14 protein-coding genes and 2 pseudogenes are annotated in these 12986 nt (G+C 65.0%); 12 read left to right on the top strand and 4 right to left on the bottom strand.

The window, feature by feature from the left end; genetic code table 11:
* Positions 1 to 64: 64 nt before the first annotated feature.
* The 5 genes from ACVWYI_RS24465 (at position 65) to ACVWYI_RS24445 (ending at position 3637) form a co-directional block, all read left to right on the top strand.
* Positions 65 to 1141 (top strand): flavodoxin family protein, encoded by a 1077-nt coding sequence (locus ACVWYI_RS24465; protein ID WP_456663419.1) that lies wholly within the window; start codon positions 65 to 67, stop codon positions 1139 to 1141.
* The gene (locus tag ACVWYI_RS24460; RefSeq protein WP_456663418.1) at positions 1138 to 2043 is read left to right on the top strand and encodes an NAD(P)/FAD-dependent oxidoreductase; all 906 of its coding nucleotides are present in this window, start codon (positions 1138 to 1140) and stop codon (positions 2041 to 2043) included. The genes ACVWYI_RS24465 and ACVWYI_RS24460 overlap by 4 nt, the downstream gene beginning before the upstream one ends.
* Before the next feature lie 18 nt (positions 2044 to 2061).
* On the top strand, positions 2062 to 3006 hold the full coding sequence (locus tag ACVWYI_RS24455) for a cation diffusion facilitator family transporter (protein ID WP_456663417.1): 945 nt from the start codon (positions 2062 to 2064) through the stop codon (positions 3004 to 3006).
* A 101-nt stretch (positions 3007 to 3107) separates the two neighbouring features.
* Complete coding sequence (locus ACVWYI_RS24450) at positions 3108 to 3437, top strand: four-helix bundle copper-binding protein (RefSeq protein WP_247340719.1); 330 nt, start codon at positions 3108 to 3110, stop codon at positions 3435 to 3437.
* A gap of 11 nt (positions 3438 to 3448) precedes the next feature.
* Complete coding sequence (locus tag ACVWYI_RS24445; protein ID WP_354107098.1) at positions 3449 to 3637, top strand: hypothetical protein; 189 nt, start codon at positions 3449 to 3451, stop codon at positions 3635 to 3637.
* A gap of 21 nt (positions 3638 to 3658) precedes the next feature.
* Here the strand turns inward: ACVWYI_RS24445 and ACVWYI_RS24440 are convergent, their stop codons facing one another.
* Positions 3659 to 3931 carry a hypothetical protein gene (locus tag ACVWYI_RS24440; RefSeq protein ID WP_354053088.1) on the bottom strand — a complete coding sequence of 91 codons (273 nt, stop codon included), beginning with the start codon at positions 3929 to 3931 and terminating at the stop codon, positions 3659 to 3661.
* A gap of 279 nt (positions 3932 to 4210) precedes the next feature.
* Here ACVWYI_RS24440 and ACVWYI_RS24435 point away from each other — a divergent pair, with 279 nt between their 5' ends.
* Complete coding sequence (locus ACVWYI_RS24435) at positions 4211 to 4585, top strand: hypothetical protein (RefSeq protein ID WP_456663416.1); 375 nt, start codon at positions 4211 to 4213, stop codon at positions 4583 to 4585.
* A gap of 5 nt (positions 4586 to 4590) precedes the next feature.
* On the opposite strand, the pseudogene ACVWYI_RS24430 reads toward ACVWYI_RS24435, so the two are convergent.
* Together ACVWYI_RS24430 and ACVWYI_RS24425 are read right to left on the bottom strand one after the other, a co-directional pair.
* Positions 4591 to 5873: pseudogene (locus tag ACVWYI_RS24430) on the bottom strand (polysaccharide deacetylase family protein).
* A 179-nt stretch (positions 5874 to 6052) separates the two neighbouring features.
* Positions 6053 to 6826, bottom strand: coding sequence for a polysaccharide deacetylase family protein (locus tag ACVWYI_RS24425; RefSeq protein ID WP_456664571.1), 774 nt, complete (start codon positions 6824 to 6826; stop codon positions 6053 to 6055).
* 116 nt (positions 6827 to 6942) lie between these two features.
* Here ACVWYI_RS24425 and mgtE point away from each other — a divergent pair.
* The 4 genes and pseudogenes from mgtE to ACVWYI_RS24405 all read left to right on the top strand — a co-directional run bounded on the left by mgtE (position 6943) and on the right by ACVWYI_RS24405 (position 10917).
* Positions 6943 to 8365: pseudogene (gene mgtE, locus ACVWYI_RS24420) on the top strand (magnesium transporter).
* 246 nt (positions 8366 to 8611) lie between these two features.
* Complete coding sequence (locus tag ACVWYI_RS24415) at positions 8612 to 8944, top strand: helix-turn-helix domain-containing protein (RefSeq protein ID WP_247445856.1); 333 nt, start codon at positions 8612 to 8614, stop codon at positions 8942 to 8944.
* 157 nt (positions 8945 to 9101) lie between these two features.
* The gene (locus ACVWYI_RS24410; RefSeq protein WP_456663415.1) at positions 9102 to 9920 is read left to right on the top strand and encodes an aldo/keto reductase; all 819 of its coding nucleotides are present in this window, start codon (positions 9102 to 9104) and stop codon (positions 9918 to 9920) included.
* Positions 9921 to 9969: 49 nt separating this feature from the next.
* Positions 9970 to 10917, top strand: coding sequence for a hypothetical protein (locus ACVWYI_RS24405; protein ID WP_456663414.1), 948 nt, complete (start codon positions 9970 to 9972; stop codon positions 10915 to 10917).
* Positions 10918 to 10932: 15 nt separating this feature from the next.
* Here the strand turns inward: ACVWYI_RS24405 and ACVWYI_RS24400 are convergent, their stop codons facing one another.
* Complete coding sequence (locus ACVWYI_RS24400; protein WP_247340708.1) at positions 10933 to 11646, bottom strand: DUF599 domain-containing protein; 714 nt, start codon at positions 11644 to 11646, stop codon at positions 10933 to 10935.
* 124 nt (positions 11647 to 11770) lie between these two features.
* Here ACVWYI_RS24400 and ACVWYI_RS24395 point away from each other — a divergent pair, with 124 nt between their 5' ends.
* Together ACVWYI_RS24395 and ACVWYI_RS24390 are read left to right on the top strand one after the other, a co-directional pair.
* The gene (locus tag ACVWYI_RS24395; RefSeq protein ID WP_456663413.1) at positions 11771 to 12433 is read left to right on the top strand and encodes a glutathione S-transferase family protein; all 663 of its coding nucleotides are present in this window, start codon (positions 11771 to 11773) and stop codon (positions 12431 to 12433) included.
* Positions 12434 to 12521: 88 nt separating this feature from the next.
* The gene (locus ACVWYI_RS24390) at positions 12522 to 12890 is read left to right on the top strand and encodes a YidB family protein (RefSeq protein ID WP_456663412.1); all 369 of its coding nucleotides are present in this window, start codon (positions 12522 to 12524) and stop codon (positions 12888 to 12890) included.
* Positions 12891 to 12986 lie beyond the last annotated feature (96 nt).

The following is a 12986-nucleotide window of genomic DNA, read 5'->3' as shown; positions in this document are numbered from 1 at the left end:
TAACGAGGAACCGCGCGCTGCGTCCCGGGTTGGTCGGGCTGGTCCGACTTCGCCAGGAGCCAGCATGACGGAAGCCGACGTTCGCAAGGGGATGCCGCCCGTCAAGCTGTCGCGCGAGGCGTTCGAACGGCGTTACAAAAACCAGTTCATCGATCCCGCCTTTGCACCGCTCCAGCGCGAGCTCGATGCCATCGTCGGCGCTGCCTGGGATGCCTACAGCCATTCACGCAAGGTCCCGCTGACGCGAAAGGCGGGCGCCGGATTCTCCGATCCCGACTACGACATCTCCATTGACTGGCTCGATACGCGCGCGAAAATCCTGGCGGCGCAGCGAATTCATGACGATGCGGACGAGACGCCGCGTATCCTCATCATCAACGGCTCGGCCCGCAGCGAGCACACCTGTCCCGGCGAGATGTCCAAGACCTGGCGTCTGGTCGAGCTCGCTGAACCGGTTTTTGCCGAGCTTGGGTTTGCCGTCGACATCCTCGATCTGTCGCGCCTGGCTTCGGAGTTCGGCAAGCATATCCATCCCTGCAAGTCTTGCGTCGGAACCGCGATGCCGCTCTGCCACTGGCCCTGCAGCTGCTATCCGAACTATTCGCTGGGGCAGACCGGCGACTGGATGAACGATATCTATCCGCTGTGGGTCGCGGCCCACGGCATCCTGATCGTGACGCCGGTGAACTGGTATCACGTGCCCGCCGGGCTCAAGGCGATGATGGACCGCATGGTCTGCGCCGACGGCGGCAATCCCGATCCGACCTCGACCCACGGCAAGGAGGCCGCCGAGGCGAAGGCGCTGGAGCTGAAGGGCTGGTCTTATCCCCGCCATCTCGCCGGCCGTCATTTCGGCCTCGTTGTTCACGGCGATGCGGTGGGTGCCGAGGGCGTGCGCCGCGCCTTATCGGACTGGCTGACCGACATGCAGCTGATCTCGGCGGGCCGCTTCGCCGAGCTGGACGGCTACGTTGGCTACATGGAGCAATACGCCGCCTCGCACCGCGCGCTCGATGACGACGGCGAATTCCAGGAGGAGGTGCGGAATGCGGCGCGCGCGCTCGGCAATGCGGTCCGGCTGGCGCGGAGCGGACAGCTTCGCGAGCCCGGTGAGGGCCTGTCCGATCCGAATCCCAAATGAGCGGGGAAAATCAATCGTATGATTGCCTGATCGTCGGCGGCGGCCCGGCCGGGCTGATGGCCGCGATCTACCTCGCGCGATTTCGGCGCCGTGTCTGTGTCGTGGACGCAGGCGCGAGCCGGGCGGCGCTGATCCCGCGCAGTCACAACGTGCCGGGCTTCGTCCACGGCCTGTCCGGCACCGACTTGATGGCACGCATGTCGGCGCAGCTGGACGAGCTCGCGGTCACGCGGGTGACCGCCGAGGTCACCGCCTTGCGGCGGCACGACCACGGTTTTCAGGCGATCTGGAATGGCGACGTGCATGCGGCCGCCACCGTCATCCTTGCCTGCGGTATCGTCGACACCCATCCGCCGTTCGACGAATGGCGCGCCGCGGTCGCGGACGGGCTGTTGCGCTATTGTCCGGTCTGCGACGCCTTCGAGGCGATCGGCCACCGTATCGGAATCGTCGGCCCGCTTCACCGTGCCGCCGGCAAGGCGCTGTTCCTGCGCGGCTACTCCCGCGACGTGACGTTGCTCGCAACGGGCGAGGATGACGGGAAGGCTGCAGTGTCGGAGCTGACTGAAGCAGGTGTCGAGGTCGTGGTTGCGCCCGGCGTGCGCCTGAGGCGGAGAGACGACGGCGTCGAAGCCGTCTTCGAAGGCGGCCGGACGGCGCAATTCGAGATGGTCTACCCGGTGATGGGTGCGGAGGTGCGCTCGCATCTCGCGATGACGCTTGGGGCCGAACATACCGGGGAGGGTTACCTGAAAGTCGACGACCATCAGCGCAGCTCCGTCGACGGGCTCTACGGGATCGGCGACGTCGTCACCGACTTGCACCAGATCTCGGTCGCGTTCGGCCACGCCGCGGTCGCCGCCTGCACGATCCACCGCAGCCTGCCGCGACGGCTGGCATGAGGAACGGGGTATCGGACATTGGCAACAGAATCATCCTCGAGGACCGCGGTCTATGCGGCGCTGCTCGGCAATGTCCTCGTCGCGGTCACGAAGATCGGCGCCGCCGCGTGGATGGGGAGTTCGGCCATGACGAGCGAAGCGGTGCATTCGCTCGTCGACACGACCAACGAAATCCTACTGCTTTACGGCTACCGGCGCGCGAGCCGTTCGCCCGATGAATCCCATCCGCTCGGCTATGGGCGCGAGCTATATTTCTGGAGCTTCATCGTTGCGCTGCTCATCTTCGCGCTGGGCGCCGGTGTCTCGCTGTATCAGGGCATTCTGCATGTCGCCGCACCCGAGCCGATCGAAAGTCCGATCGTCAGCTTCGTGGTGCTCGGGCTGTCGTTCCTGTTTGAAGGGGGCTCCTGGCTGATTGCCCTGCGGCGCTTCAGCTCGGACGGCCAGCGGTTGGGATATTATCAGGCTTTCGTTCGCAGCAAGGATCCTCCGGCATTCATGGTGCTGCTCGAGGACAGTGCGGCGCTGGTCGGCATCGCCATTGCTGCGGCGGCCACTGCGGCCGCCGTATTGCTGAGCCAGCCGGTCTGGGATGGGATCGGGTCGATCCTGATCGGGATATTGCTGGCGATCGTGTCGATCGGTCTCGCGCGCGAGAGCAAGAGCCTGCTGATCGGCGAGCCTGCCGATCCGGAGCTTGCGCGATCGGTCCTCGACATCGCAAGGCGTTCGCCCGGCGTGCTCAGGGCCAACGGCCTTCTGACGGTGCAGCTGTCGCCGGTCGAGGTTGTTGCGGCCCTCAGCATCGAATTTGCGGATGACAAGCGCGCCGACGACATCGAGCGATGCGTCATTTCGATCGAGACCGAGATACGCAAACGCCATCCGAGCGTGGCGGCGCTGTTCATCAAGCCGCAGACCGATGCTCGCTACCGGGCGGTGCGCGCGACGCGTTACGGCTAGCTTTGCGAGGTTCCCCCGATGTCGCAATCGGCACGACGGCTGGAACGATCACAACATCCCACTGGTTGACCGGTGCAGGGGGCGAGCATTGGAGAAAACGGATGGCTCAATCCGAAGACATGACGCGCTGCATCGCGCTCTGCATGAGCTGCTACCAGACCTGCCTCGGCACGGCGATGAACCATTGCCTCGAGACCGGCGGCAGGCACGTCGAGCCCAAGCATTTCCGCCTGATGATGGCGTGCGCCGAAATGTGCCGGACGGCGGCGCATTTCATGCTGATCAACACGCCGCATCACCGGCATACGTGCGGCGAATGCGCCGAAATCTGCACGGAATGCGCCGAGGATTGCGAGCGGCTCGGCGGCATGGACGAGTGCGTCGCCATGTGCCGCTCCTGCGCACAATCCTGCCGTGCGATGGCAGCCTGAGGACAAAGTCCATGCTGGAGGAGAAGCTCAAGGAAGCCATCATCGGCGAACTGCAGCGGCAGGCGGCGAACCGGCCGCAATCGCTCAAGGTCCAGGACACGGACGCTCTGAGAAGCTCGGAGGAGCTGATCGTCAACGGCAAGATTGACCTTGCCGCGCTGGTCATGGTGATCGCGGGATCGGTCTCCGGCGGCCCCTAGTTGCGCCGGTCAACGGCGCCCTCAGCCGTATTCGTCGCCGATGCCGTATTCCCGGTAGATCTCCAGGGGATCGAGGTCGGGAAACAGCCGGCATTTGGCCTGGGCGAGGTGCAGGCTCACCGCCGCCGGCTCCTTGCCGTTCGAGAGCATCTTGCGGATATCGTCCATATGCGCGTTCGGCTGGTGCTTGGTTTCGAGCTGCTCCAGCGCGACCAGCGCGGTCGCCAGCGCCTCGGTCAGAACCCAGTCGTCGTGGCCGGTGATTCCCTTCTTCGGCATCGGCAGCCCCCACATGTGGTGGCGGTAGTCTATCGCGGCTTTCGCCAAATCTCCATTGAGCCGTTGCAGCAGCAGCGCGCGGAACGGGGCCGACAGCCGTGCTCCGGCTTGCATTATGGCGGCGCGCGCGTGGCTAAAAGGCGGCAATTGCAGGGGCAATAGTATCTTTGTTGAAACAAAATTGGCGTAGACGGGGCCTGCACGGCATCCAGGCCGGCTGTTCCGCTCTGGGCCCCCTGATCCCGTATTCGCAACACGATCCGGTTGCGCCACCCCTTCAAGGCTTGAGCCCGCATGGTCTTTCTAAGCTTCGTCTATCGGTTCGTGACCAACTTCGCATTCATGGCGATGGTCTATTTCAGCCTGAACTTCATGGAGAAGTACCAGAACCGGGCGATCATCGCGATCCTGGTGCTGGTCTATACCGGTATGCGCGCGGCCTCGACGCTGCGGGCTTTCTTCTTCTTCCAGAAGATCGAGAAACTTGAGGCCGAGACCAAGCGCCTTCAGGCTCCGCTCAATGCCGGCGCGGGCGGAACGAATGTGCGCAAGCAGGTCGTGGCCGACGTTGCGCGGCTGCGGCGCGACGGCGAGCTCAAATCCTATATGGACCTGTTCTTCCTGGCGCTGATCGTGCTGCTCTGCGTCGCCAACATCATGCGGCAGTAGGGCTTTTACTGCGCGCGCTTCTTCAGGCTCGCGACGTGCGTCGGATGCGTCGCAGCGCCCTTCGGAGCAGCGCTCTTGGGGGCCGCGGCATGCTTCGCTCCCGCCGGCGCGACATGTGCAGTGCGATGTCCGCGCAACTTGCCGGCCTTGCCACTGGCCGCCCGAGGCGTCTCGGCTGCCATCGCCAGCCGCGTTGCGGCGCGCCGTGACAAGGTCGTCGACAGCAGCACCTCTACCGAGCCTTCAGGGATAGCAAAGAGATCGCGGCCGGGCACGGGCAGGGTGGCCGCGACATTGGCCATTGCCATGGTCCTGCGCGGCAGCAGCGGTTGATGATCGGTCTGCGCGTTGAGGTCGGCCAGCGAGGGCGCCGACAGTATCTTGGTCTGCGCGAACACGAAGTTCGGCACGGCGGGCCAGCGCGCGATCGGCGTGGTCTCGGTCGGCGGATGCAGCAGCCATTCCACCGGCGTCGTCGGCGTCGCCGGCCGCTCGGCGGTCGCGGGCACCACATGCACGATGCGATAGCCGCGCGCCTTGAGGTCGCGGATGATCTTCGGCAGTGCCGCCACCGTGCGGGCCTGGATATCGTGCAGCAACAGGATGCCCTTGCCCTTGGCCTCCAGCCGCTGGATCGCGAGTTGATAGACGCGATCGGACGACACATGGCGCCAGTCGTCGGCCGGGAAATCGGCGCTCCAGACCTGGATGCCGCGCGAGATCAGAAGGTTCTCGACGCCTTCGGCGCGCATCAGGCCTGGAATGCGGAAGAACGGCGCCAGCTTGGACGGATCGGTCATCGCAGCCGAGGTCCATTCGATGCCGCCGTTGATCTGCGCCTCGGCCTTATCGAGCGGCATCCGGTCGAACGTCAGCGGATGGTTCATGCTGTGGGTGCCGACGGTGTGGCCCGCCGCCACCAGCTTGCGCACGCCTTCCGGATTCGCCTTGGCCTGTTCGCCGCGATGATGAAGAACGTCGCCTTGATGCACTCGTCGGCGAGCATCTGGAGGATCTGGTTCGAATATTTCGGCAGCGGACCGTCGTCGAAGGTCAGGACGACTTCATGGTCCTTCAGCGGCAGCGTCTCGCGGTACTGCATGGTGCCGATGCGCGGATGCTCGTGCGGATTGACCACGAGGGTGCGCGAAGTCCCGAGCGCGTCCGGATGGCCCGGGCAGTCGGCCGCAACGGCCGCCGTCGAGCCGATGGTCAGGAAACCAAGGAATCCGCCAAGGCAAAGGACGATCCACGATCGCGTCCGAACAACAACGCTACTTCCGATCATGAATCCCGTCTGCCCTCTTATGCGACTGCCGCCATAGTAGGTCGGAGACATCAGAAAATGGTTCAGGCGCAAGAACCTTTCCCGTTACAAGCATCCCCTAATACTTGCATGGCGTAGCATGAACAGACTGTTAATAGGGTCCAAATCACCCCATCTTGCGCCGGCGTGACATTCCGGCATCAACGGGCGTCGGCATTCTTCTGTGATGTGCCCGTCGGTACGACGTGAACCACCCGATAGCCGTTCTCCCTCAGATACCGCAGGAAGGCCGGCATGATCGCGGCCGTGCGTGCCTTGGGATCGTGGAACAGGATGATGCCCCTGCCGGCGGCGGCGAGGCGCTCGGTGACAAGCTTCAATTCCTGCTCCGGCGTCATCTCGTTCCAGTCGCTGGCCCAGAGGTCAGCCCCGAACACGACGATGCCGCGGGACTGAAGCAGGTCGAGCTCGGCTTGCGTGGCTTCGAAATAGGGAAACCGGAAGATCGGCGTCGAAGGTGTCGTCGTTGACGTCCCGTGTAGCGCCATCTCGTCGGCGGCAATGCCGCGGTCGATCTCGCTCTTCGCCTTGTCGAACGGGATCCGCGCCATGAACGGATGCGAGAAGGTGTGGTGGCCGATGGTGTGGCCCTCGCGGGCGATGCGCTTGACCATGTCAGGGTGTTCGGAGGCGTGCAGGCCGATCAGGAAGAAGGTCGCGCGCACGCATTCCTGCGCCAGCGCCGCCAGCACCTTCGAGGTCGTCGGCGGATGCGGTCCGTCGTCGAAGGTCAGCACGACCTCGTGATCGGCGAGGGCTAACGTCTGCGGAAAGCTCTTCAGGCCCACGCGCGGCGTGGTCCTGGCGTCGACGCTCAGAACGCGGGAGGTGCCGAGCGCGTCCTTGCGCGGGCACTCGGCGGCTTCAGTCGAGGCGATACCGGCGAGGGCGGTCAGCGCTGCGCCTGCCGCCATCGAGCCCCACCTCAGTCGAAGCATCTTTGTCATTGCGCTCAGAGTTGCCTTGTGGGTATTGCCTGAACCATCAGCTCAGACCACTCGTTCCAACCTGTCAAACGGCGAGGCGCGCCATGGACGAACATATGGACGGTGCCGCATCTGCCGCGGAGTCGGTACTCGACCACGTGCCGATGCGCAATGAAGACGGCGAAATTCGTCACGAATTCGTCGAGGAAATTGCCCATGCGATCGAGGCCGGCAACAGCGCCGCGCTGCGCGCCTGCGTTGCCGAGTTGCACGAGGCCGATCTCGGCGATCTGATCGGGGCTCTCGAGCCCGACGACCGCGTCCGCCTGGTCGAGCTGACGGGGCGCGATTTCGACTTCTCCGCGCTGAACGAGCTCGATGAGGGCGTGCGCGAGGAGATCCTCGAGGAACTGCCGCCGGAGACCGTCGCGGAAGGTGTCCGCGAGCTTGAATCCGACGACGCCGTCGAGCTGCTGGAAACCCTCGACCAGGCCGATCAGGAGGAGATCCTCGAGAAGCTGCCGCTCAAGGAACGCGTCGTGCTCGAGCGCAGCCTGCTTTATCCGGAAAATTCCGCCGGCCGCCGGATGCAGACCGAGTTCATCGCAGTGCCCCAGGATTTCACCGTGGGCCAGGCGATCGACTACATGCGCGAGACGCCGGATCTGCCCGAGCGCTTCTACGAGATTTACGTCGTCGACAAGGAGCAGCACTGGCAGGGCGCGGTCTCGCTCGACGTGCTGCTGCGCGCCCGCCGCCCGGTGGCGCTCGTTGAGCTGACCGACGAGGATCGCCGCCGCGTCTCCGTCCTGGAGGACCAGGAGGAGGTGGCGCGCATGTTCGGCAAATACAATCTCGTCGCAGCGCCGGTGCTCGACACCCAGGATCGCCTCGTCGGCGTCATCACCGTCGACGACGTGGTCGACGTGATCGAGGAAGAGGCAGACGAGGACCTCAAGGCGCTCGGCGGCGTCAACAGCGACGAAGAGCTCTCCGACACCGTGTTCACCATTGCGCGCGCGCGGTTCAACTGGCTGCTGGTCAATCTCGCCACCGCCTTCCTCGCGTCCTCTGTGCTCGGCCTGTTCGAGGGCCAGCTCGAAAAGATGGTGGCGCTCGCCGTGCTGGCGCCGATCGTCGCGAGCCAGGGCGGCAATGCCGCGACCCAGACCATGACGGTCGCGGTGCGCGCGCTGGCGACGCGCGAGCTCCGGCTCCTCCAATGCCTGGCGCGTGGTGATGCGCGAAGGCTTGGTCGGCCTCGTCAACGGCCTCGCCTTCGCCGTGATCACGGGAATCGCGGCGGTGGCCTGGTTCAATATCCCGGGCCTTGGCATCGTCATCGGGCTCGCCATCATCGTGAACCTCTTCGCCGGGGCGCTCGGCGGCATCCTGATCCCGATGGCGCTCGAACGTGTCAGGGCCGATCCGGCCGTGGCCTCCGGCACGTTCGTGACTACGGTCACCGACGTCGTCGGATTCTTCTCCTTCCTAGGTATCGCGACGTTGTGGTTCGGGTTGAGATAGGTCTCTCGTGTCCCGGGCGCGCTGCGGCGCCGTAGCGCGTCGAAGACGCGCGTAAACGCGCTTATGGCGCTGCTGCCCAGAACCGGACCCGGAAGCGACACGATATTGCGGCGACATGGGCCCCGGCTCTGCAGCGCGCCGCTGAAGAAGCGCTGCGCTGCGTCCGGGGGCACGAGACCGTATACGCCGCCGCTATCTTTAATCCGAACTTAAGCGGCCTGCCGCATCATCGCCTTGCTTGGGGGAATGAGCATGCGTGTGCGGTTGAAGGCGGACGGACGGATCGTCGAGTTGAGGGACGGGCAAGAATTTCCTGTCCAGCTGCTTCCGATCCAGCCCTTTCCAATCCAGCCTGCGGGCAGCGCAGCGCCGGCCGAAGCCAGCTCGCTCGCGGTGCGCGATTTGCGCCGCCGCGCCTGCCTGACCCAGATGGAGTTCGCGGCCAAACTGGGCGTTCCCGTCGAAACCATCCGCAATTGGGAGCAGGGCAAGCGCGCCCCGCGGGGACCGGCCCGCGCGCTGCTTGCCGTGATCGCGCATGCGCCCGACACCGTGTTCCAGGCGCTCGCCAAAGCCTGAACTCCAGACCTGACGTAAAGCTGGTGCGAACCTCCCGTTAGCATTGCGCCGAATATCCGGCCTGGCAGCCGGCGTCGTCCGTTGGCAGTGTCACCAGCCGGGTTCATAATGACGCCTGGAAGATGATTTGGGGCGACCGCGACAGAGAGGATTCCTCATGCTGTTCGTCGAGGCCAATGGCGCAAGGATACCGGCGATCGGGCTGGGGACCTGGGAGCTGAGCGGGCGCATGTGCGCGCGCGTGGTCGAGCAGGCGCTCCGGCTCGGCTATCGCCACATCGACACCGCACAGGTCTACGACAATGAGCGCGAGGTCGGCGACGGCTTGCGCGCCTCCGGCGTGCGCCGCGACGACATCTTCCTGACGACAAAAGTCTGGACCAACCATTTCGCACCCCACGATCTCGAGCGCTCGGTCAAGGAGAGCCTGGCGCGCATGCGGCTTCCCTCCGTCGATCTCCTGCTGTTGCACTGGCCCAATTCGCACGTGCCTCTCGAGGAGACGCTGGGCGCGCTGTCGCATGCCAAGCGCATGGGCCTGACCCGCCACATCGGCGTCTCCAATTTCACGGTGGCGCTGATCGAGCAGGCGGTCGCACTGTCGCCGGAGCCGCTGGTCTGCAACCAGGTCGAATACCACCCTTATCTGGACCAGGCGAAGGTGAGGGCGGCCTGCGACCAGCACGCGCTAGCGCTGGTCGCCTACAGCCCGATCGCCAAGGGGCGGATCAAGACCGACCAGACGCTCGCGGAGATCGGGCGTCTGCATCGCAAGACGCCGGCGCAGATCTGCCTGCGCTGGCTGGTGCAACAGAATGTCGCTGCGATCCCGCGCACTTCGCGCGTCGAACGTCTGTCGGAAAACATCGATATCTTCGATTTCGAGCTTTCGAACGACGAGATGGCCCAGATCGCCGCGCTGGCCAGTCCCAGGGGTCGCTTGACCGATTTCGGCTTCGCGCCAAAATGGGATTGAGAGGGGGCTGCCGTATGCTAGGACCAGCTTGGCAACCCGAAGTCAGGCAATGGAACTGCGGAAGATCATACGGACGGACATTGCAGCGTCGGCGATCGCCCATCTGACGCTGGTCGCGCTGATCATCGTGATCAGCGAAGTCCATCCGTTTCACGCCAGCCCGCCCGAATCGGTTTCCGTCAGCATCGTGACGCCGGAGCAGATGAAGCAGGAGGAGGCCAAAGCCGAGGAGAAGGCCAAGGACGAGCTCAAGGACGAGCTCAAGCAGAAACCGCCGGAGCCGATCCCCGACTTCAAACTGCCGAAGCTGGATTTCACCGACAAGGACAAAGACAAGCCCGCCGCGGCGACGAAGTCTGCGGCCAAGCAACAGGCCGCGGCATCGTCATCACCATCACCATCGCCGGCGCCGCAGGCCTCGCCCGAGCCGCAACGTCCTGCGCAGCAGCAGCAACAGCCACAGCAGGCGCCGTTGCCAAAGCCGAGCGAGGCCAACGCACAGCCGCAACCGCCGCCGCCGCAAGCGATGCAGCAGCCAGAGGCCGCACCGCCGCCGGCCTATCAGGCGCCGGAGCCTGACGTCACCGTCAAGTACGGCGTCATGCTGGGCCTGCCGCCGGAATTGCCGCTGGAGCTGCCGAAAGACGCCCCCAAGGACGATGGCGGCGACGCCAAGGATTCAATCGCAGCCAAGCTGCCGGCCGAAATCATCGCCGAGCTGCGTCGTCACTTGCGAAGCTGCGCCAAACTGCCGGCCGGGGTCGCGCCGACCGACAACGTCAACATCAAGCTGCGCACGGTGCTCGCCACCGACGGCACGCTGGCGCGCGAGCCGATCCTGATCGAAGCCCCGCCGTCCGCGAAGGGCGTGGCCCTCGTGAAGTCCGCAATGAGCGCGCTCCAGGCCTGCCAGCCCTACAAGATGCTGCCGGCCGACAAATACGGGGAATGGAAGGTGATGGACCTTCCGTTCAGCCCGCGGGATTTCGGCGGCTAGCTCTCGCGTAGCCCATCAACGACCGCGCTTCATCTCATCGCCATCCACCACCTCCGGCGCCATCGCCTCCCACGCACTCGAGGCGAATTGCCGCCGCCAGGTCACGATCACCACGGCTGCCGTGGTCACGAACAGCACCCAGGGGCTGACGAACCAGCCGAGATAGCCAAGTGCGAAGAAGAAGGAGCGTTGGCCGCGGTTGAAATGGCGGCCGGCGGATTCAAACAGGCGCGAGGTGCGGATGACATGGGCTTCCGCCTCCGGCGTGCCGCGCTGCGAGACCGGCGGCATGCCGCCGAACAGGATCGCGACATAGTTGAACAGGCGATACGACCACGCGAATTTGAAGAAGGCGTAGACGCAGATCAGGACGAGGCCGACGCATTTCAGCTCCCACAGCGCGGGCGAGGGGCTGAGGTCGATCGGCAGCTTGCCGAGAATCGCAATGGCGTCGTTGGTCGCGTGCAGCAGCGCCAGCGCGCCGCCAAGCGCGATCAGGCTGGTGGAGGCGAAGAAGGCGGTGCCGTTCTGCAGCGAGGCCATGATCTGCATGTCGACCATGCGCGCGTCGCGGTCGAGCAGCCGGCGCACCCAGACCTCGCGGTAGCGGTTCATGCGTGCCGACAGGCTGTCGCGGCCATAGGCCGAATGCTCCAGCGTCAGCGCGTAGACCAGCCATTCGATGATGAAGAAGCCGACGGCGGTGATGTCGACCCAGTGCCTGCTCATGTCTGTCTCCTGGCGAGGATCGCAACGCTTGCCACGCATGGCGAGGTGCAGCAACGATTGATTGGCGGCAGGCGATGGCGTTAAAAGCAGCTCGCTTCAAGACGTCTCGGGAAGGACTGATGACATGGCCGCGCTGAAACTCGCAATCGGCAACAAGAACTACTCGTCATGGTCGATGCGGCCCTGGCTCGCGCTTCGCGCCAACGACATCCCGTTCGTCGAGACCGTCATCCCGCTCTACACCGACAATCCCGCGGACAAGGAGCAGATCATCTCGTTCAGCCGCGCCGGCAAGGTGCCGGTGCTGGTCGATGGCGAGATCACGGTGTGGGATTCGCTCAGCATCATCGAATACCTCGCAGAGCGCTTCCCGGACGTGAAGCTGTGGCCCGACGACGCCGCCGCCCGCGCCCATGCCCGTTCGGTGTGCGCCGAGATGCATTCCGGCTTCATGGCCCTGCGCAACGAATGCGGCATGAACCTGCACCGCCCGGTGCGGCCCGTGACGTTGTCGGCGGACGCGCAGGCCAATATCGCGCGCGTGCAGGAGATCTGGCGCGAGTGCCGGGCCCGGTATGGCGCCAACGGTCCGTTCCTGTTCGGGCGCTTCGGCGCGGCGGATGCGATGTATGCCCCGATCGTGCACCGCTTCCGCACCTACGCGATCGCAATCACGCCGGAGACCAAGGCTTACATGGACACGATGCTGGCGCTGCCGGCGTTCCAGGAATGGACCCGGGACGGGCTCGCCGAAACGCTCGTCATCGAAAAGTTCGAGAACGTGTAGTCGCGAATGTGATTGAGCGCTGCTTGACGGCACGACGCATGGCGGCGCTCAATCGCGGCCGAGCTACGGCTTAGGAGAGGGCACAGTCATGGGAATCCTGGACTCGCTGGAGAACAACCCGGCGCTCCATAGCGCGCTCGGTCAGCTCGGCGCAGCCGTGTTGCCGGCCGTGCTGAACGAGGTGGTCGGCAGCAGCAATCAGGGCGGCCTCGGCGCGATCGTCGCAAAACTCCAGCAGGCGGGGTTCGGTGACCAGGTCAAATCCTGGCTCGGCAACGGCCAGAACCTGCCGATCTCGGCCGACCAGCTCCGCGCCGTGCTCGGCAGCGACACCGTCCGCCAATTGGCTGCGCGCTACAACATCCCGGTCGACCAGCTGGGCCAGATTCTGGCCGAGGAACTGCCCAAGGCCGTGGATCACGCCAGCCCCGACGGCCATTTGCCCCATGCCGCCTGAAGAACCGGTTCCAGCGGTATCAGCGGCCGGGGACATCACTCTGAAATAACTGCAAAATTGGCAGGTTTGCCATGTCGCATACTGCTGGCCAAAAAG

This window comes from Bradyrhizobium sp. LB13.1 (assembly GCF_054056815.1).
This window is presented reverse-complemented; position numbering and strand designations above follow the sequence as displayed.